Here is an 18,231-nt window from a genome sequence, read left to right on the forward strand (position 1 = left end):
CAGTGCCCACCCGCCCTGCGCATCATGCTCGCCGCCCGGAGGTGTCCCATCGCCACCGTCGCCGGTTCCGGTAGTCCGACGAACCCGGCTCTCCAGTTCGCCGAGTCGTACGTCACCGAGGACCTCGTGCTGCGTACCGCCCGCAGCCTCGCCCGGGAGGTCGGACTCGACGCGGTCACCCCCGGAGCGGGCGCCGCGTTGCGCCTGCTCGCCGCCGCCGGGAATGCGCGGGCGGTGGTCGAGATCGGCACCGGCACCGGGGTCAGCGGGGTCTGGCTGCTGCGGGGCATGCGGGTCGACGGGGTGCTCACCACGATCGACGTCGAGGTGGAGCACCAGCGCATCGCCCGCCGGATCTTCACCGAGGCGGGCTTCGTCGCCGGCCGGACCCGCATCATCACCGGACGCGCGCTGGACGTGCTGCCGAGGCTCGCCGACGGGGCGTACGACCTGGTCTTCGTCGACGCCGAGGCGACCGGCTTCACCGCCTGCGTGGAGGCCGCGCTGCGGCTGCTCCGGCCCGGTGGCGTGCTGGTCCTCAACGGCACGCTGGCCGGGGGCCGGATCGGTGACCCGGCGGCCCGGGACGCGGAGACGGTGACCGTGCGCGAGACGATCAAGGCCATCCGCGAGTCGGAGAACTGGATCCCGGCGATGCTGCCGGTGGGCCACGGGCTACTGGCCGCGGTGCGCTGCTGAACCGGGCGCACCACGGCCGGGCCGCCGGTCAGGAGAGGGTCGCCAGCCAGCGCAGCAGGCCGCGTACGCCCCAGCCGGTGGCGCCCCGGGTCAGCTCCGCGTCGTCCCGGTCGCACCAGGACGGCGCCGACATGTCGATGTGCAGCCACTGCTGGCGCAGTTCGCCGGTGAACTCGCGCAGGTAGAGCGCGGCCAGCACGGATCCGGGCCCCTGCGTCGGTGCGCTGTGCAGGTCGGCTAAGTCGCTGCCGAGGTGCTCGACGTAGTCGGTGCCCAGCGGCATCCGCCAGGCGGACTCGCCGGCCGCGTCGATGGCCGCCAGCAGGTCCCCGGCCAACCGGTCGTTGTCGCTGTAGAGCGCGCCGATGCGGGTGCCGAGCGCGACCGCGTTCGCCCCGGTCAGCGTGGCCAGGTCGATCAGCAGGTCGGGCTTGAGCTCCTGCACGGCGTACGCCAGCGCGTCGGCGAGGACCAGCCGCCCCTCGGCGTCGGAGTTGGTGGTCTCGCTGGTCAGGCCGCCGTAGTGCCGGATGACGTCGCCGGGACGGAACGCCGAGCCGCTGACCATGTTCTCGGCCAGCGGGGCGAGCGTGGTGATCCGGACCGGCAGCTTCAGGGCTGCCGCGCCCAGGGTCGCCGCGACGACGGCCGCCGCCCCGGCCATGTCCTTGCGCATCAGCTTCATCGCCGGCACGGGCTTGATCGAGATGCCGCCGGTGTCGAAGGTGATGCCCTTGCCGACCAGCACCACGTGGGTCCGGGCGTCGGCCGGGTGCCAGTCCATCTCGACCAGGCGGGGACCGCTGGCCGAGCCGCCGCCCACCGCGACGATCCCGCCGAATCCCTCGGCGGCCAACTGCTCCGGCTCGCGTACCCGCACCCGGAGTCCGGGCAGGTCGGCGGCGGCGTCGGTGACCTGGGCGGCGAACCACTCCGGGTTCTTGACCGAGGAGGGGGTGTTGGTGAGGTCGCGGGCCAGCCGGGTCATCTCGGCGGTCGTCCGGGCCGTGGCGACGGCCTGTGCGTACGCGTCGGGTTCGGCGACCGCCAGGTCGACCCCGGTCAGCGTCGGGGCGTCCGGGTCGTCGCCGAGGCGGAACCGGTACGAACCGAGCAGCAGGCCCTCGACCAGCCCACGCACCGACTCGGGTGCCAACTCCGCCGGCAACGCCACTGTGACATGAGTCTCATCTCGCGTTGCCCGGACCAGTCCGGCACCCGCCGCCCGCCACGCCGCCTCGTCCGCCTCGCCCACACCGAGCAGCAGCAGCCGGGCGGGGGTGCCACCCGGTCGCACCTGGGCGTGCACCTGACCGGCGCGGCCGGTGACCCGGGCCGGCCCGACCAGCGCGGCGGCCTCGTCGGCGATCCCAGTGGGCAGCGTCGCCCCGGCGGGCACCGGCTCGGCCGACGTGGCGTCGCCGGGAGCGGGTCGGACGGGCAGGACCAGGACGTCGAGCCGGTCCGGCTCGGCGGTCAGACGGATGGCGAGCACGCGGAGCCGTACCTCCTGAGGACGATCGCGGGGCGGCTGCCCGGCGAGATGGTGTGAAGGCCCTGAGCCACCGGCTCAGCCGGTGGCTCAGGGTGTGACGAACCGTCCGCGGCGGCGAGCGTCGCCGACGCACCGGCCTCTTTCAGCCGGCGGCCGCCTTCAACGCGTCACCGAGCGCCGTCGCCTCGTCGGGAGTCATCTCGACGACGAGCCGGCCACCGCCCTCCAGCGGGACCCGCATGACGATGCCCCGGCCCTCCTTGGTGACTTCCAGCGGACCGTCGCCCGTCCGCGGCTTCATCGCCGCCATGTTGTCTCCCCTCAGACCTACACCAGGGTCGGTGGGTTGCCCCACAGCCACTTCGCCATGACCACCCGCGATGTGCACGGGAGGTGTCGACCAACGATTTTCCCTGATGAACACCGCCGGACCCAAACCGAAGCAGCATTGATGTAACAGCATCTAGCTTATCGCGAGATGGCCTGTCACAATGTGCGGTCATGCAGGCACGGTCGGCACTCTTCGACCTGTACGGCGACCACCTCCGGCCTCGGGGCGGCCGCGCACCCGTTGCCGCCCTGGTAAAGCTGCTGGCGCCGCTCGGGATCGCCCCACCCGCCGTACGGACGGCGGTCTCCCGCATGGTCCGTCAAGGCTGGCTCGAACCGGTCAAACTGACCTCCGGTCCGGGCTATTCGATCACACCCAAGGCGGCCCGACGACTGGACGAGGCGGCCTCCCGGATCTACCGCACCGGTCGGGTCACCTGGGACGGGCGGTTCGACCTGCTCGTGCTCGACGCGCCGACGGCCCGACGCGACCGCCAACGCCTCGCCGCCAACCTGCGGTACCTCGGCTACGGCACGCTCGACGAGCAGACCTGGGTGGCCACCCGTCCGGCCGAGGACGTCGACCTGCTGCTCAGCGAGGCGGGCGTCCGGTTCGAGCGGTTCAGCGCGGCGCACGCCGCCGGGACGCCGGGCGCGATGGGCCTGGTCCGTCGGGCCTGGGACCTCGCCGAGATCGGCCGGGCGTACGAGCAGTTCGTCACCGAGCAGCGAGCCCTGCTGAGCGGAGTCTCCGCACGTAGCGGCGACGAGGAGGCGTACGCGGCCCGGTTCCGGCTGGTGCACGCGTGGCGTACCTTCCTGTTCCGGGACCCGCAGCTGCCACCGGCGCTGCTCCCCGAACGCTGGCCCGGCACCGCCGCGGCCGGCTTCTTCGACCGGCACGCGGCCCGGCTCCGGCCGGCCGCCGACCGGTACGTCGAACAGTGCCTCGACGGAGGACACCGGATCGCCCGACAGAAGGGTCGCCACACGTGACAGAGCCGCTACTCGTCGACCGCACCGACGCCGTCGCCACGCTCACCCTGAACCGCCCGACGGCGATGAACGCGCTCGACGTGGCGCTCAAGGAGGCGCTCCGGGACACGCTCGCCGAGCTGGAGGCCGACCGCAGCATCCGGGCGGTGGTGCTCGCCGGGGCCGGCGGGAACTTCTGTGCCGGCCAGGACCTGCGCGAGCACGTGACCACCCTCGAAGAGGGCGCGGGGCGGCCGTTGGACACCGTGGCGGTGCACTACAACCCGATCGCCGCCCGGCTCGCCAACCTGACCAAGCCGGTCGTGGCGGCGGTACGCGGCATGGCTGCCGGCGCGGGCGCCTCGCTGACGTTCCTCGCCGACTTCCGTGTCGGCGGGCCGTCGACCAGCTTCCTGATGGCGTTCGCCAAGGTCGGGCTCGCCGCCGACACCGGCGCGTCCTGGACGCTGCCCCGGCTGGTCGGCCACGCCAAGGCCGTCGAGCTGCTGATGCTGGCCGAGCCGGTACGCGCCGACGAGGCAGCCCGGCTGGGCCTGCTCACCCGGCTGCTGGACGACGACGAGCAGGTGCTCCCCACCGCCCAGGAACTCGCCACCCGGCTCGCCGCCGGCCCGACCGTGGCCTACGCGGCGATCAAGCGCCAACTCTCCGTCGCCGACGCCGGCACCCTGACCGACGCGCTGGCCGCCGAGGCGAAGGCGCAGGCGATCTGCGGCGGCACCGCCGACCACCGGGCGGCCACCGTGGCGTTCGTCAACAAGCAGAAGCCGGTCTTCGAGGGACGCTGACCCGAGCGGGTCAGTCGTCCTCCTCCGGGTCCTGGTTCGCCTCGGCACCGAGCACGAAGGCCTGCATGGCCAACTCGTCACCGGAGGGCGAGACGAAGGCGGGCAGCTCCCGGGGGCCCAGCTCCTGCACGTACGCCCAGAACAGCCGGACCGCCTCGGCCGGCGAGTCCGCCTCGATCGGCAGGTCCAGGCTGACCAGCCAGGTCTGCCGCTGCGGCGCCGGGCCGAGCCGGTCGGCCAACTCGCGGAACGTGACCGGGTCGAGCGCGGTGACCGGCCCGTCGAGGGCCAGCGTCTCCGCCGGCACCGGCTCGTCGAAGGCCCGCCGGGTGTACGTGACCACCAGCGCGTCGGGCCCCCGGTCGGACTGCGGGTCCTCCGGGTCGTCGGGAACGGGACCGGTCGGCACCGCGACCCGACCCAGCGCCACCAGTCGGGGCGGCTCGTCGGCCAGCACCGCGACCTGGTCGCCCGGGCCGGGCAGGAGGCGGTCGTCCAGGCCGGTCAGCTCCAGCGTGTCGTGGTGCACGAGGCGCTCGGCGTCGTACCTGCCGGGCGGCAGCAGCACCGCCCAGGCTCCGGGGCCCTCCGCGTGGCTCGCGCCGCTGCGCCGGTGCGCGGTGTCGGTCGTCATGTCCTCATCTCATCACGTTCGCCCGGGTCGCCACGACGTGGCAGCCCGCCAGGTGATCGTCGACCATTCCGGTGGCCTGCATCAGCGCGTACGCCGTGGTCGGGCCGACGAACCGGAAGCCCCGCCGCTTGAGCGCCTTGGCCATGGCGGCGGAGGCGTCGGTCGACGCCGGCACCCCGGTCGACGCGGTGGGACGGTCCCGGTCGGCGGCCGGCGCGAACGACCAGAGCAGCGCGGACAACCCCTCCGGCAGGTCCAGCGCGGCCCGGGCGTTCGCGATCGCCGCCTCGATCTTGGCGCGGTTGCGGACGATGCCCGCGTCGGCCAACAGCCGCGCCACGTCGGCCTCGCCGTACCCGGCGACCGCCTCGATCCGGAAGTCGTCGAAGGCCGTCCGGAACGCCGGACGCTTCCGCAGGATCGTCAACCAGGACAGCCCGGACTGGAACGCCTCCAGCGTCATCCGTTCGAAGAGCGCATCGTCGCCACGCAGCGGGCGACCCCACTCCGTGTCGTGGTAGACCGCGTAGTCGGGCGTACTCGCCCCCCAGGCGCAGCGGGCCAGCCCGTCGGCACCGATCACCAGTTCAGTCACGGCCCCGAGGCTACGTCGCGGGTGTGACCGTCGCGGGTGTGACCGTCGCGGCCCGGAGGATCGGCCGCAGCGAGGTACTGATTGACCCTCGGGAGCAGGTAGCACATGTGCTACAGTGCCCGTATGCATGAGGTCGGGCTGCGGGAGATGCGGCAGAACGCCAGCGACCTGGTGCGTCGGGCGCAGGCGGGCGAACGTGTGACGATCACCGTCGCTGGCCGACCGGCAGCCGTGCTCGGCCCGGTCAGTCCTCGCACCTGGCGCGAGTGGGACGACCTCGCCGGCGTGTTCGACCAGCCCACGGACCCAGGGTGGGCGGGCGATCGGGACCTGCTCGACGACGCCATCACCGATCCATGGGTCGAGCGGTGAGTCGCGGCATCCTCGACACCAGCATCCTCATCGCCACCGACGTGACCCCGATTCCCGGCGAGCTGGCCATCAGCATCGCCAGCCTCGCCGAACTCCAGTTGGGTGTCCTGGTCGCGAAGACCGCCGAGGCGAGGGCGCTCCGGTTGGCACGGTTGAGTGCCATCCAACGTCGATTTGATCCACTTCCCATCGACGAAGTGATCGCCGATAGCTACGCGCGGCTGGCCGCACGTGTCGTCGAGACCGGCCGCCAGCCGCGAGCGAGGGTGATGAACCTGCTCATCGCGGCAACTGCACACGCCCATGACGCCGCCGTGTACACCCGCAACGCCGAGGATCTCGCAGGGCTCGAAGACCTCATCACGATCCACACGATCTGATCCACGCGCCGCCCACTGACGAGGAAGCTCGTGGTGCTCGCGGGTCTGCCCAAAACGGAACAGATCGAGCGCCCACCCCGCCGCCGGACACCGTGAGGCGGCTCAGCGTTCGGCGGGATGCACCGGGTCAGGGTATGCGGCCCTGCTCGACCTGACGGGCGAACCTGCGCAGCGCCTGGGTGAGGCTGAACTTCGAGCCGGGCCAGAGCACCGGCCAGGCCGCCCGACCGGCGGTGCCGCCGGGCAGGTGGAACCACTCGTGCCAGACCACCTGGGTCCGCCCGCCCGCCAACGGGGTGCAGCGCAGCACGCCGGGACCGCGCAGCAGGGTGCCGCAGTGCACCACGCCGATCTCGTACGGCGCGTCCACCCGGACGACCCGCATCTTGTCCCGCAGCACCGCCGGGCCGAGCGCGGTGACCGCCTCGACCAGGCTGCCCTCGCCGCCGTCGCCCTCGACCACCCGTACGCGGGTGAACGGGATCCAGTCGGACTGCCGTTCCCAGGCGAGCAGGGCCGCGAAGACCTTCTCGGCCGGGGCGTCGACGATCACGGTCGCGGTGACCTCACCTGCGCCCGGCTGGGCCGCCTGGCGCAGATCGTCCTGCCCCTCCGGATCGCTCACGCCGACTCCGAGCGGACCACGGGTCCGCGTGGCTCGGATTCCGGCGCGTCGTCGTCCGACGTGCGGCCCTCTGCCTCGACCGACGACGCGCCCTGACGGTCGCCGGTCGGCGTAGCGCCCTGGCCGTCGGTCGCGGCGTCGTCCCGGCCGTCGGTCGGCGCGGTCGCCGCTGCGGTGGTCGTCGGCGGCGCGGTAGGGGCGGTCGGCGCGGGGGCGGCCGGCGGCGCGTCCTCGGCGGTCGGTCCCGCGAAGGTGGCGGTGCGGGGCGCGGCGGTGCCGGACGTGGCGGCGGTGCCACCGGGTGAGGGGGCGCTCGCCGGAGTGACGGAGATGTCGGACGGTGCCGCCGAGACGGTGACGTCGGAGACGGGCGGGGTGGAGGTGTCGGAGACCGCCGAGCTGGTGTCGGCGGCCGGGCCGGTGGCCAGGCCTGCGGACTGCTCTCGGGCGCGCCGCAGGGCGTCGGCCTCGGCCGTCCGCCCGTCACGCAACGCGGTCACCTCTGCCTCCAGCACCCCGATCAGCTCGGTCTTGTAACCGATGTCGTACGCCGCCCGGCGCAGCGCCTGGTCGACCTGGGCCATTCGATATCCGCGCAACGCGGTGTCGAAACGCACCTCGCTCACATCCGACTCGCGCAGCGGACGGTCACCGGGCAGCGGCACCGCCCGCCCGTCCGCCTCGACCGGCACCAGGCCGGGATCCCGGCCGGTGACCAGCACCGTCACCCCGAACACCACCGCCGCGACGGCGACCGCCACGACCAGCAGGAGCAGAAGCTGACCCATACCACTGATCGTGGCATGTCGACGGCCCCGGAGCGACCCCACCCGGCGCGCCGTACCGGACGATGCCCGTGACCTGGCACCGGATAGCGTCGTGGAGGTCGGCCGGGTGACCCTCCGGCGGCGTGCGGCGATCAAGGAGGCGGCGTGGCCGGGGAGCTGCGGCTCGGTGGACGGACGTTCGGCCCCGACGAGCTGGTGGTGATGGCGATCGTCAACCGCACCCCGGACTCCTTCTTCGACCGGGGCGCGACGTTCGAGGCGGACAGTGCGCTGCGGGCGGTGGCCCGCGCCGTGGACGAGGGCGCGCAGATCGTCGACATCGGCGGGGTGAAGGCGGGGCCGGGTGCCGAGGTGGACGTGGCCGAGGAGATCCGGCGGACGGTGGACACCATCGCCGCCGTCCGGGCCGCCTTCCCGGACGTGGTGATCTCCATCGACACCTGGCGGGCCGAGGTGGCGGTGGAGGCGGTGGCCGCCGGGGCGGACCTGCTCAACGACACCTGGTCGGGTGCGGACCCGGCGCTGGCCCGGGTCGCCGCGGCGACCGGGGCCGGGCTGGTCTGCTCGCACGCCGGTGGGTTGAGTCCGCGGACCAGGCCGCACCGGGCGGCCTTCGACGACGTGGTGGTCGACGTCGTGTCGACGGTGACCGGGCTCGCCGAGCGGGCGGTGTCCCTCGGGGTACGCCCCGACGGCATCCTGATCGACCCGGCGCACGACTTCGGCAAGAACACCCGGCACTCGTTGGAGATCACCCGACGGCTCGGTGAGCTGGCCGAGACCGGGTGGCCGCTGCTGGTGGCCCTGTCGAACAAGGACTTCGTCGGCGAGACGCTGGACCTGCCGGTCGCCGAGCGGCTGGAGGGGACGCTCGCCGCCACGGCGGTCTCCGCCTGGCTGGGTGCCCGGGTATTCCGGGCCCACCAGGTCCTTCAGACCCGCCGCGTACTCGACATGGTGGCGTCCATCCGGGGTACCCGCCCGCCCACGCTCACCCGGCGTGGGCTGGCCTGACCGCGATCAGGTCCAGTCGAGGATCCGGCGACGCCAGGCGTAGAGCAGGCCGAGCGCGAGGACGGCCACGAAGATCGCCATCTCCACGACCGTGACCAGGCCGAAGCCGGGCCGGTCGAAGACCACCGCCCAGGGGAAGAGGAACACCGCCTCGACCGCGAAGAGCACGTACAGGTAGGCGTAGACGTAGTACCGGATCTGCATCTGCGCCCAGTCGCCGCCGACCGGGTCGACACCGCACTCGTAGTTGGCCCGTTTGCCGGGCGGGTCCGCCGGGCGGGCCGGGCGCAGCACCCGGTTGGCCGAGAAGGCGACGACGAGGAAGAGGACGCCGGCGAGCAGCAACAGCCCGAGCGTCGCGTACGAGCCCAGGTAACCGGTCACGATCGGTCAGCCTACCGGCGGGAGGCGTCGGCGGGCCGGGTCAATCCCTGGTGGTCCGCCCGGATTGGGCGGTGATCTGGATTACGGCGTGCCGGGCGAAACCCCCCAAGGGGTCGCATAAACCCCCACATTCCAGTCCCAGTCGGCGGACCTCCGGGGCAGGCGGGGGCTCGATCCGACGTAGGCTCTGGGTGAGGAATGACAGGCGGGCCGGACCTTCGCGGACGGCCGGTGCAGCGGCGCGTCAAGGAGGTCTCGTGGCCGGGCAAGGCGAGGTCACCATCCCACTCAGCCGAGCGGGCCACGCACGACGGAGCGGGGTACGGCCGTGAGCAAGCAGATACGCCAACTGGAGCGGGTGGTCATCCGGTTCGCCGGCGACTCCGGCGACGGCATGCAGCTGACCGGTGACCGGTTCACCTCGGAGACCGCGCAGTTGGGCAACGACATCTCCACGCTGCCCAACTTCCCGGCCGAGATCCGGGCACCCGCCGGCACCCTGCCGGGCGTGTCGAGCTTCCAGGTGCACTTCGCCGAGTACGACATCCTCACGCCCGGCGACGCGCCGAACGTGCTGGTGGCGATGAACCCGGCGGCGCTCAAGGCCAACCTCGCCGACCTGCCGCGCGGGGCCGACATCATCGTCAACACCGACGAGTTCACCAAGCGCAACCTGGCCAAGGTCGGGTACGCCAGCAGCCCGCTCGACGACGACAGCCTCGACGCGTACGCGGTGCACCCGGTGGCGTTGACCTCGATGACGATCGGCGCGCTGGCCGATCAGGACGTGTCCAAGAAGGACGCCGAGCGGGCCAAGAACATGTTCGCTCTCGGGCTGCTGAGCTGGATGTACTCCCGCCCGTACTCCTCGACGCTGCGGTTCCTGGAGCGCAAGTTCGCCAAGCGCCCCGAACTGGTCGCCGCCAACATCGCCGCCTTCAAGGCGGGCTGGAACTTCGGCGAGACCACCGAGGACTTCGCCGTCCGGTACGAGGTCAAGCCGGCCAAGATGCCGTCCGGGACGTACCGCAACATCACCGGCAACGCCGCGCTCTCGCTCGGTCTCGTCGCCGCCGGGGTCCGCTCCGGCCTGCCGGTGTTCCTGGGGGCGTATCCGATCACCCCGGCCTCGGACATCCTGCACGAGCTGAGCAAGCACAAGCGGTTCGGCGTCACCACCATGCAGGCCGAGGACGAGATCGCGGCGATCGGCGCGGCGCTGGGCGCCTCGTACGGCGGCGCGCTCGGGGTGACCACCACCAGCGGTCCCGGTGTCGCGCTGAAGGGCGAGACGATCTCGCTCGCGGTGGCACTGGAGCTGCCGCTGGTCATCGTCGACGTGCAGCGGGCCGGGCCGTCCACCGGTATGCCGACCAAGACCGAGCAGGCCGACCTGAACATGGCGTTGTTCGGACGCCACGGCGAGGCGCCGGTCGCGGTGATCGCGCCGAAGTCCCCGTCGGACTGCTTCCACGCGGCCCTGGAGGCGGCGCGGATCGCGTTGACCTACCGCACGCCGGTGATCCTGTTGTCGGACAACTACGTCGCCAACGGCTCCGAGCCGTGGCTGCTGCCCGAGGTGGATTCCCTGCCCGACCTGCGGGTCGAGTTCGCCACCGCGCCGAACGGTGAGGACGGCACCACCTTCCTGCCCTACCTCCGCGATCCGCAGACGCTGGCCCGCCCGTGGGCGGTGCCCGGCACCCCGGGCCTGGAGCACCGGATCGGCGGGCTGGAGAAGGCCGACAAGACCGGCGACATCTCGTACGACCCGACGAACCACGACTTCATGGTGCGGACCCGGGCGGCCCGGATCGAGACCATCCCGGTTCCGGACGTCGAGGTCGAGGACCCGGACGGCGACGCCCGGGTGCTGGTGCTCGGTTGGGGCTCCACGTACGGCCCGATCGGTGCCGCCTGCCGCGCGCTGCGTCAGCGCGGGCTGCCGGTGGCCCAGGCGCACCTGCGCCACCTCGCGCCGATGCCGGCGAACCTGGGCACGGTGCTCGGCGCGTACGACCGGGTGGTCATCCCCGAGATGAATCTCGGCCAGCTCGCCCACGTGATCCGGGCCCGCTACCTGGTCGACGCGATCGGCTACAACCAGGTCCGCGGCCTGCCGTTCACCGCCGCCGAGCTGGAGTCGATGCTGGAAGAGGTCCTGAAGAATGTCTGAGCCCGTCGCGCTGAAGCTCACCGCCAAGGACTTCAAGTCCGACCAGGAGGTGCGCTGGTGCCCCGGCTGCGGTGACTACGCGATCCTCGCGGCAGTCCAGCAGTTCATGCCGGAGCTGAACATCCCCCGGGAGAACATCGTCTTCGTCTCGGGCATCGGCTGCTCGTCGCGCTTCCCGTACTACATGAACACCTACGGGATGCACTCGATCCACGGGCGCGCCCCGGCGATCGCCAGTGGCCTGTCGGTCTCCCGTCCGGACCTGTCGGTCTGGGTGGTCACCGGTGACGGTGACGCGCTCTCCATCGGCGGCAACCACCTGATCCACGCGCTGCGCCGCAACGTCAACCTCAAGATCCTGCTGTTCAACAACCGGATCTACGGTCTGACCAAGGGGCAGTACTCGCCGACCTCCGAGGTCGGCAAGATCACGAAGTCGACGCCGGTCGGGTCGGCGGACGCGCCGTTCAACCCGCTGTCGCTGGCGCTCGGCGCGGAGGCGACCTTCGTCGGCCGCACCATCGACTCGGACCGCAAGCACCTCCAGTCGGTGCTGCGGGCTGCGGCCGAGCACGAGGGTTCGGCCTTCGTGGAGATCTACCAGAACTGCAACATCTTCAACGACGGCGCGTTCGAGCAGCTCAAGGACCCGGGCGTCCGGGACGACCACCTGATCCGGCTGGAGCACGGTCAGCCGATCACGTTCGGCAAGGACGGGCAGTTCTGCGTGGTGCACCCGCCGCGCGGCTTCGGCCTGGAGGTCCGCGAGACGGCGTCCACCCCGGCGGAGGACATCGTGGTGCACGACGCCACGGTCGACGACCCGGCGTACGCCTTCGCGCTGTCCCGGCTTCCCGGCTTCGACCTGCGCAACACCCCGATCGGGGTGTTCCGGTCGGTGCGCCGGCCGTCGTACGACAGCGTGGTCCAGGCGCAACTGGACGAGGCCCGTGCCTCGGTCACCGAGACTCCGGAGCAGCAGCTCGCCGGCCTGCTGGGCAGCGGCGACACCTGGACGATCCTCTGACCCACCGCTTCAGTCGAAACTGCCGGGCCGCTCCCTGAGGGGGCGGCCCGGCAGTTTTCCGTACCAGGTCAGACCGTGGCCGGTACCCAGAGCTCGTCGATGCTCCGCTGCGCCACCGCGAGGCTCTCCTCGTGCAGCGGGATCAGCTCGGACATGGCCGGGACGCTGGACGCCAGGGTCAGCTCGCAGCCGATGAACCTCGGCTCCAGGCCGGTCATCGACAGGCCGTGCGGCAGCCAGGGCGCGGCGTGGTCCCAGCCCTCGCGCGGGGTGCCGGAGCCGTAGCCGCCGCCCCGGGAGGCCAGCACGATGAACTCCCGGCCGCCGAGCAGCCCGGCGCCGGTGGCCGGATCGTACGACAGGCCGGGCGCGATCAGCAGGTCCACCCAGCTCTTCACGCTGCTCGGCGCGCCGTAGTTGTAGAGCGGCAGGCCGAGCAGCACGGTGTCGGCGGCCTGCACCTCGGCGACCACCTGCTCGGTCAGCTCCCAGATCCGGTGCTGCTCCGGGGTGCGCTGGTCGGGCGGCGTGTGCCGGGCCGTCTCGGCGGCCTCGTCGAGGTGCGGCAGCGGCTCCTTGCCGAGGTTGCGATAGGTGATCGTGCCGCCGGGATGCGCGGCCTGCCACGCGGCGGCGGCGCGGGCGGTGAGCCGGCGGCTGACCGACTGCTCTCCCCGGATGCTCGAGTCGATGTGCAACAGGTGCGGCATTGGCTAACCCCTCACAGATGGTTTGTGTAGCACCAACTATTTATAGCAGGCCAATGTTTCGCCGTGGGGGGTAAACTCGGTCACATGACTGCCGGGCCGGCCGAGCACAGGGAGCGCCGTTCCGGCGCCCTGCTCGAATTCCTGGCCCGCCGGATGCGGCTGCGCTCGGAGTCGGTGCTGGCACCGCTCGGTCTGCGCCCCCGGCACCTGGTCGCGCTCACCGTGCTGCGGGAGGCCGGCGAGATGAGTCAGCAGGCGTTGGCGGGCAGCCTGCAACTCGACGGCACGAACGTGGTGGGGCTGCTCAACGACCTGGAAACGGCGGAGCTCGTCGAGCGTCGCCGCTCCCCCGAGGACCGCCGTCGACACGTGGTCAGCCTCACCGAGCACGGGACCAGGCGGCTCAACGAGGCCGAGTGCGCCCTGGCCGGAGCCGAGGACGACGTGCTCGCCGCACTCGACCCCGCCGAGCGGGACACGCTCTACGACCTGCTGCGGCGGGCCAGCAGCGGCGGGCCGGCGACCTGCACGGAGGCCATCCGGGACAACCCCGACGTCCTCTGCTGACCCGGGTCGGCGATCAGGGCAGGGTGTTGGCGGTGGGACGGTCGTCGCGTACGTGGACCAGCATGTCGCCGGTCTCCACCACCGCACCCGCCTGGTCGGCCAGGGTGACCACCTTGCCGCGCCGCACCAGGGCGATCACCAGGGACTCCAGTTCGCGCGGGTTCCGGCCCACCTCGTTGCGCTCCGCCGACCGCATGGCCAGCGCCATCCCCTGACCGGGCGTCAGCAGGTCCTCGACCACGTCGATCAACGGCGGCGCGGAGGTCGACAGGCCCAGCAGACGCCCGGCGGTCGCCGACGAGACGATGACGTGGTGCGCCCCGCTCTGCTTGAGCAGCGGCGCGTTCTCCGCCTCCCGCGCGGCGGCGATGATCCGGACCTGACCGGCGGTGAGCTGCCGTACGGTCAGGGCCACCAGCACCGAGGCGTCGTCGCTGTCGGTCGCGATGATCACCGCCTTGGCGGTCCGCACATGCGCCTGGTTGAGCACCGAGGATCGGGTGGCGGAGCCCTCGATGGCGACCAGCCCGTTCGTGGTGGCCTGCCGCAGCGCCGCGCCGTTGCGTTCCACCACGACGATCCGGGACTTCTCGAACCCGTTCTCCAGCAGCGCCGAGACCGCACTACGGCCCTTGGTGCCGTAGCCGCAGATGATGACGTGATCCTTCACTTTTCTCTCCCACCGGTGCAGGCGGCGGCCGGTCCGGTACTGCTCGGTCAGGACTTCGAGGGTGGTGCCGACCAGGATGATCAGGAACAGCACCCGGGCCGGCGTGATGAACAGGACGTTGATCAGCCGCGCCGAGTCGCTGACCGGGGTGATGTCGCCGTACCCGGTGGTGGAGAGCGAGACGACCACGTAGTAGAAGCAGTCGAGGAGCGTGATGCCGTCCTCGTTGACGTCCCGGTACCCGTCGCGGTCGAGGTAGACCACCGTCACCACGGCGAGCACCAGTCCGACGGCGGCGGCCAGCCGCATACTCAACGCGCTGAGCGGGCCCCGCCGCTGCGCGGGAAAGTGGATCACCGCGGGGCCTGGCCAGACTCGGTCGACTGCACGCCCACAAGATAGCCCCTGCCCGCCGATTCGCACGGCGGGGTGGCGCAGCGAGGGGCGGCGCGGCGGGCGGCGGCCCGGCATGATGGGAACGGTCAGCGCAGACCGGCGAGAGTGAGGTCCCGGCATGACGTTGCTGCGACGGGTGATCGGTGCGGTCCTGCGCCGCCAGCGCCAACGACAGCGCCGCACGCTGCGCGAGGTGGCCGAGGCCGCCGGCGTGTCGGTGCCCTATCTCTCCGAGGTCGAGCGGGGGCGCAAGGAAGCCTCCTCCGAGGTGCTCGGCGCCGTCTCCCGGGCGCTCGGCCTTCCGCTCTCCGACCTGCTCGGAGAGGTACGCGACGAGCTGCGCCGGGTCGAGCGGCCCGCCCCGACCACCCCCCAGGGCAGTTACGTCCCGGCCGTCCGGGGTGGCGGCCCCACCGCCTCCGTCCCGCGCGGCACGGACGGCTTCGCCCACCCGGTCGCGCAGTTCGGCGGCATCGGGTTCGGCAGCACCCTGATCGACACCGCGTCCCTCGGCACCGGCCTGGCCGGCGGGTTCCAGGGCAGCGGCGGGTCGGCGACGGTCGGCGGGTACACGCGGCTGGGCGGCGACTTCGCCCCCGGTGGCGCCGCCGGTGGCGGTGTCGTTGCTGGCGGTGTCGTCGCCGGTGGTGTCGCTGCCGGACCGGCCGGCGGATTCGGCTTCAATGGCGGTCTTCGCATCATCGTTTTCGGCGACACCGCCGAGGCCGACGCGGGAGCCGACGGCCCTGACCAGGCCACGGCCGAACCGGCAGGACGTCACCTGCAACCACTGTCGAGCTGATCCGCCCACGCCCTCAGGCTCGTCGGCGCGGCACCGACGAGGTCGCCGTCTGTCCCGCCCCGGCTGCTCGCCGGGGACCTGGTGGCGGCCGGGGCGTGGTCACGGCCGGGCCGACCAGCAGGACGGTGACCGCCGGAGCCGTTCTGCCGTGGGCGGATCTGCCCCGGGCAGAAGTGCTGGGGAACGGCCACCCGACCGGCGCACGCTGGACGGGCCGGTTCCCGGGCGGCGGAGGTCGCCACCGGCGGGTGGAGGTGGACGAGATGGTCACGATGCTGGACGACGGTCAGCGGTCCTTCGGCGACCAGGTGTACGAGCGGCTGCTGCGGGAGCGGATCGTCTTTCTCGGCAGCGAGGTGACCGACGAGGTCGCCAACCGGATCAACGCCCAGATGCTGCTGCTCGCGGCGGAGGACCCGGACCGGGACATCCAGCTGTACATCAACTCGCCGGGCGGCTCGGTGAGCGCGGGACTGGCGATCTACGACACAATGCGCTTCGTCCGCAACGACGTGGCGACGCTGGCGCTGGGCCTGGCCGCCTCGATGGGCCAGTTCCTGCTCTGCGCGGGTGCCGCCGGCAAGCGGTACGCGCTGCCGCACACCCGGGTGGTGATGCATCAGCCGCACGGCGGCTTCGGCGGCACGGTCAGCGACATCACCATCCAGGCGGAGAACATGCTGCACGTCAAGCGGACCATGCTGGAGTTGATCGCCCAGCACAGCGGGCGTCCGCTGGACGAGATCCAACGTGACTGGGACCGGGACCGCTGGTTCACCGCCGACGAGGCCCGCGAGTACGGCCTGATCGACCAGGTGGTCCGCGCCGCCACCGACCTCCCGACGCCGCTGACCGCCGGCTAGCGACCACGCCGACCGGCGGAAAGGGTGACTACGCCTGCTGGCGGGCGTCGTAGCGGGCGCGGGCGGCCTCCACCTCGGCGAGGTGGTCCGTCGCCCAGGATTCCAGGCCGGCGACCAGTGACCGCAGGTCCCGCCCCAGGTCGGTGAGCTCGTAGTCGACGCGGGGCGGGACGGTGGCGTGCACGGTGCGGGTGACCAGGCCGTCGCGTTCCAGGCCGCGCAGGGTCTGGGTGAGCATCTTCTGGCTCACCCCGTCGATCCGCTGGGCCAGCTTGCCGTACCGTTTGGGGCCGTTCGCGAGGGTCAGCACCACCAGGACGCTCCACCGGTCCCCGATCCGGTCGAGGACCTGTCGGCTGCCGCACTTCCGGTCGTACAGGTCGGGTTTCACGCTATTACTCTCCATCAGGATGTGGCGCACTTCAAGGTGCCTACTCTCCAACGGGAAGTGGTCGGGCGATCTTCCGGTTGCCTCCGACGTCAGGCAGTTTCCGTGGAGGGAGCAGGATCCATGTCCATCGTCGTCACCGGTGCCACCGGGCACCTCGGCCGGCTCATCGTCACCTCGCTGCTGGATCGGGGCGTACCGGCCGGGCAGATCGTGGCGCTCGGCCGGGAGACCGCCCGCCTCGCCGACCTGGCCGGGCGTGGCGTCACCGTCCGGCAGGCGGACTACGACGATCCCGAGTCGCTGCGGACCGCGTTCGCCGGTGCCGAGAAGCTGATGTTCGTCTCCGGCAGCGAGGTGGGCCGACGGGTGGCGCAGCACCGCAACGTGGTCACCGCTGCCAGGGAGGCCGAGGTCGGGCTGGTCGTCTACACCAGCATCCCGAAGGCCGACACGTCCAGCCTGATCCTCGCCACCGAGCACCGCGCCACCGAGCAGGAGATCGTCGCCTCCGGGCTGCCGTACGTCCTGCTGCGCAACAGCTGGTACCTGGAGAACTATCTCCCGCAGGTGCCGACGTACCTGGAGCACGGGGTGGCGGGTGCGGCGGGTGAGGGCCGGATCAGCGCCGCCGCCCGCGCGGACTTCGCGGAGGCCGCCGCCGTGGTGCTGACCGGCGAGGGACACACCAACCGGGTGTACGAGCTGGGTGGTCCGGCGTTCACCCTGGGCGAGCTGGCCGCCGAGGTGTCCCGGCAGAGCGGCCGGGAGGTGGGTTACCTGGACCTGCCGGTGGAGAAGTACGTGGAGGTGCTGGTCGGCGCCGGACTGCCGCAGGGGTTCGCGGAGGTGCTGGCCGACGGCGACCGGGGTGCCGCCGAGGGTGAGCTGTACGTCGAGGGCGACGACCTGGCCAGGCTGATCGGACGGCCGCCGGTGACCCTCGCCGAGGCGATCCGCACCGCGCTCTGACCCACGGACGGCCCGTCGCCGCCGTCGGTGGCGGCGGGCCGCCGACCTTCAGTGGCCCGTCGTGGCAGCGGGCGTTGTCACAGGGGCGGGTTAGCGTCCACGGTATGACGCAGGCAACGGGGGAACGAGTGACGTCGGGTCGGACGGTGGCGCAGAAGATGGGCGTCAAGCCGGGCAGCCGGGCCTATCTGGACGCGGCGCCCGCCTCGGCGGTCGAGGCGCTGCGGCTGCCCGAGCTGGCGGTCGCCGACATCCTGGCCGGGGAGTTCGACTACCTGCACCTCTTCGTCACCACGCAGGAGGAGATGCGGCACCGTTTCCCGGTGCTGCGGGAGCACCTGCGCCGGGGCGGAATGCTCTGGCTCTCCTGGCCGAAGGGCGGCCGACTCGGCTCCGACCTGGAGCTCAAGAGCGTGATCCGGATCGGCTACGACTTCGGGCTGGTCGAGAGCACCTGCCTGCGGGTGGACGAGGTGTGGGCGGGCCTGAAGTTCACCCACCCCAAGCCGGGCAAGGTCTACCGCAACAGTTACGGCACCCCGCCCGGCTCCTGACGGCGC

At 72.2% G+C, this 18,231-nt stretch carries 21 protein-coding genes and 2 pseudogenes; 13 read left to right on the forward strand and 10 right to left on the reverse strand.

What is annotated here, in order from left to right; translation table 11 throughout:
- Positions 1-126: 126 nt before the first annotated feature.
- Positions 127-699, forward strand: a complete 573-nt coding sequence (locus ACFYTT_RS07990) for an O-methyltransferase (RefSeq protein ID WP_131056891.1) — start codon at positions 127-129, stop codon at positions 697-699.
- A 28-nt stretch (positions 700-727) separates the two neighbouring features.
- Here ACFYTT_RS07990 and ACFYTT_RS07995 read toward each other — a convergent pair whose 3' ends face one another.
- The gene (locus ACFYTT_RS07995) at positions 728-2,194 is read right to left on the reverse strand and encodes a leucyl aminopeptidase family protein (protein WP_387258086.1); all 1,467 of its coding nucleotides are present in this window, start codon (positions 2,192-2,194) and stop codon (positions 728-730) included.
- A 142-nt stretch (positions 2,195-2,336) separates the two neighbouring features.
- Positions 2,337-2,504, reverse strand: coding sequence for a DUF3117 domain-containing protein (locus tag ACFYTT_RS08000; protein WP_013283866.1), 168 nt, complete (start codon positions 2,502-2,504; stop codon positions 2,337-2,339).
- A 191-nt stretch (positions 2,505-2,695) separates the two neighbouring features.
- Here ACFYTT_RS08000 and ACFYTT_RS08005 point away from each other — a divergent pair, with 191 nt between their 5' ends.
- Both ACFYTT_RS08005 and ACFYTT_RS08010 read left to right on the forward strand, forming a co-directional pair.
- Entirely contained in the window at positions 2,696-3,520 is an 825-nt protein-coding gene (locus ACFYTT_RS08005; RefSeq protein ID WP_131056292.1) for a PaaX family transcriptional regulator C-terminal domain-containing protein, read from the forward strand.
- Positions 3,517-4,308 carry an enoyl-CoA hydratase/isomerase family protein gene (locus tag ACFYTT_RS08010; RefSeq protein ID WP_131056290.1) on the forward strand — a complete coding sequence of 264 codons (792 nt, stop codon included), beginning with the start codon at positions 3,517-3,519 and terminating at the stop codon, positions 4,306-4,308. Before ACFYTT_RS08005 ends, ACFYTT_RS08010 begins: the two co-directional genes overlap by 4 nt.
- Positions 4,309-4,318: 10 nt before the next feature.
- Here the strand turns inward: ACFYTT_RS08010 and ACFYTT_RS08015 are convergent, their stop codons facing one another.
- Positions 4,319-4,942: a hypothetical protein gene (locus ACFYTT_RS08015; protein WP_131056288.1), complete on the reverse strand. Its 624-nt coding sequence runs from the start codon at positions 4,940-4,942 to the stop codon at positions 4,319-4,321.
- A 4-nt stretch (positions 4,943-4,946) separates the two neighbouring features.
- The gene (locus tag ACFYTT_RS08020; protein WP_387258089.1) at positions 4,947-5,537 is read right to left on the reverse strand and encodes a DNA-3-methyladenine glycosylase I; all 591 of its coding nucleotides are present in this window, start codon (positions 5,535-5,537) and stop codon (positions 4,947-4,949) included.
- Between the two features lie 123 nt (positions 5,538-5,660).
- Between ACFYTT_RS08020 and ACFYTT_RS08025 the strand changes: the two genes are divergently transcribed.
- Positions 5,661-5,909, forward strand: a complete 249-nt coding sequence (locus ACFYTT_RS08025; protein WP_131056284.1) for a type II toxin-antitoxin system Phd/YefM family antitoxin — start codon at positions 5,661-5,663, stop codon at positions 5,907-5,909.
- Positions 5,906-6,289, forward strand: a complete 384-nt coding sequence (locus ACFYTT_RS08030) for a PIN domain-containing protein (RefSeq protein ID WP_387258091.1) — start codon at positions 5,906-5,908, stop codon at positions 6,287-6,289. Before ACFYTT_RS08025 ends, ACFYTT_RS08030 begins: the two co-directional genes overlap by 4 nt.
- Positions 6,290-6,416: 127 nt before the next feature.
- Here the strand turns inward: ACFYTT_RS08030 and ACFYTT_RS08035 are convergent, their stop codons facing one another.
- Both ACFYTT_RS08035 and ACFYTT_RS08040 read right to left on the reverse strand, forming a co-directional pair.
- On the reverse strand, positions 6,417-6,914 hold the full coding sequence (locus tag ACFYTT_RS08035) for an SRPBCC family protein (RefSeq protein WP_176092467.1): 498 nt from the start codon (positions 6,912-6,914) through the stop codon (positions 6,417-6,419).
- A gap of 299 nt (positions 6,915-7,213) precedes the next feature.
- Positions 7,214-7,702, reverse strand: a pseudogene (locus ACFYTT_RS08040) (DivIVA domain-containing protein); the annotation flags it as partial.
- A 144-nt stretch (positions 7,703-7,846) separates the two neighbouring features.
- Between ACFYTT_RS08040 and folP the strand changes: the two are divergent.
- Positions 7,847-8,716: a dihydropteroate synthase gene (gene folP / locus ACFYTT_RS08045; protein WP_176092466.1), complete on the forward strand. Its 870-nt coding sequence runs from the start codon at positions 7,847-7,849 to the stop codon at positions 8,714-8,716.
- A gap of 6 nt (positions 8,717-8,722) precedes the next feature.
- Here folP and ACFYTT_RS08050 read toward each other — a convergent pair whose 3' ends face one another.
- Positions 8,723-9,100: an NADH-quinone oxidoreductase subunit A gene (locus ACFYTT_RS08050; RefSeq protein WP_131052015.1), complete on the reverse strand. Its 378-nt coding sequence runs from the start codon at positions 9,098-9,100 to the stop codon at positions 8,723-8,725.
- A 328-nt stretch (positions 9,101-9,428) separates the two neighbouring features.
- On the opposite strand from ACFYTT_RS08050, the gene ACFYTT_RS08055 reads away from it, so the two are divergent.
- Both ACFYTT_RS08055 and ACFYTT_RS08060 read left to right on the forward strand, forming a co-directional pair.
- The gene (locus ACFYTT_RS08055; protein WP_131052014.1) at positions 9,429-11,276 is read left to right on the forward strand and encodes a 2-oxoacid:acceptor oxidoreductase subunit alpha; all 1,848 of its coding nucleotides are present in this window, start codon (positions 9,429-9,431) and stop codon (positions 11,274-11,276) included.
- Complete coding sequence (locus ACFYTT_RS08060) at positions 11,269-12,303, forward strand: 2-oxoacid:ferredoxin oxidoreductase subunit beta (protein ID WP_131052013.1); 1,035 nt, start codon at positions 11,269-11,271, stop codon at positions 12,301-12,303. Before ACFYTT_RS08055 ends, ACFYTT_RS08060 begins: the two co-directional genes overlap by 8 nt.
- 68 nt (positions 12,304-12,371) lie before the next feature.
- On the opposite strand, the gene ACFYTT_RS08065 is transcribed toward ACFYTT_RS08060, so the two are convergent.
- Complete coding sequence (locus ACFYTT_RS08065) at positions 12,372-13,013, reverse strand: FMN-dependent NADH-azoreductase (RefSeq protein WP_176092465.1); 642 nt, start codon at positions 13,011-13,013, stop codon at positions 12,372-12,374.
- Positions 13,014-13,097: 84 nt separating this feature from the next.
- Between ACFYTT_RS08065 and ACFYTT_RS08070 the strand changes: the two genes are divergently transcribed.
- Positions 13,098-13,580 (forward strand): MarR family winged helix-turn-helix transcriptional regulator, encoded by a 483-nt coding sequence (locus ACFYTT_RS08070; RefSeq protein WP_131052011.1) that lies wholly within the window; start codon positions 13,098-13,100, stop codon positions 13,578-13,580.
- A gap of 13 nt (positions 13,581-13,593) precedes the next feature.
- On the opposite strand, the gene ACFYTT_RS08075 is transcribed toward ACFYTT_RS08070, so the two are convergent.
- Positions 13,594-14,607, reverse strand: coding sequence for a TrkA family potassium uptake protein (locus tag ACFYTT_RS08075; RefSeq protein WP_131052010.1), 1,014 nt, complete (start codon positions 14,605-14,607; stop codon positions 13,594-13,596).
- A gap of 157 nt (positions 14,608-14,764) precedes the next feature.
- Here ACFYTT_RS08075 and ACFYTT_RS08080 point away from each other — a divergent pair.
- Together ACFYTT_RS08080 and ACFYTT_RS08085 are read left to right on the forward strand one after the other, a co-directional pair.
- Positions 14,765-15,396 (forward strand): annotated as a pseudogene (locus ACFYTT_RS08080) (helix-turn-helix domain-containing protein).
- Between the two features lie 315 nt (positions 15,397-15,711).
- Positions 15,712-16,311: a ClpP family protease gene (locus ACFYTT_RS08085; RefSeq protein WP_387258096.1), complete on the forward strand. Its 600-nt coding sequence runs from the start codon at positions 15,712-15,714 to the stop codon at positions 16,309-16,311.
- A 28-nt stretch (positions 16,312-16,339) separates the two neighbouring features.
- Here ACFYTT_RS08085 and ACFYTT_RS08090 read toward each other — a convergent pair whose 3' ends face one another.
- A complete protein-coding gene (locus ACFYTT_RS08090) occupies positions 16,340-16,717 on the reverse strand; it encodes a winged helix-turn-helix transcriptional regulator (protein WP_387258099.1) in 378 nt (125 codons plus the stop codon).
- A gap of 105 nt (positions 16,718-16,822) precedes the next feature.
- Here ACFYTT_RS08090 and ACFYTT_RS08095 point away from each other — a divergent pair, with 105 nt between their 5' ends.
- Together ACFYTT_RS08095 and ACFYTT_RS08100 are read left to right on the forward strand one after the other, a co-directional pair.
- A complete protein-coding gene (locus tag ACFYTT_RS08095) occupies positions 16,823-17,671 on the forward strand; it encodes an SDR family oxidoreductase (RefSeq protein WP_387258101.1) in 849 nt (282 codons plus the stop codon).
- Between the two features lie 104 nt (positions 17,672-17,775).
- Positions 17,776-18,225: a hypothetical protein gene (locus tag ACFYTT_RS08100; protein ID WP_387258103.1), complete on the forward strand. Its 450-nt coding sequence runs from the start codon at positions 17,776-17,778 to the stop codon at positions 18,223-18,225.
- The last annotated feature ends 6 nt before the right edge of the window (positions 18,226-18,231 follow it).

Source organism: Micromonospora sp. NPDC003816 (assembly GCF_042874705.1).
Classification (GTDB): domain Bacteria; phylum Actinomycetota; class Actinomycetes; order Mycobacteriales; family Micromonosporaceae; genus Micromonospora.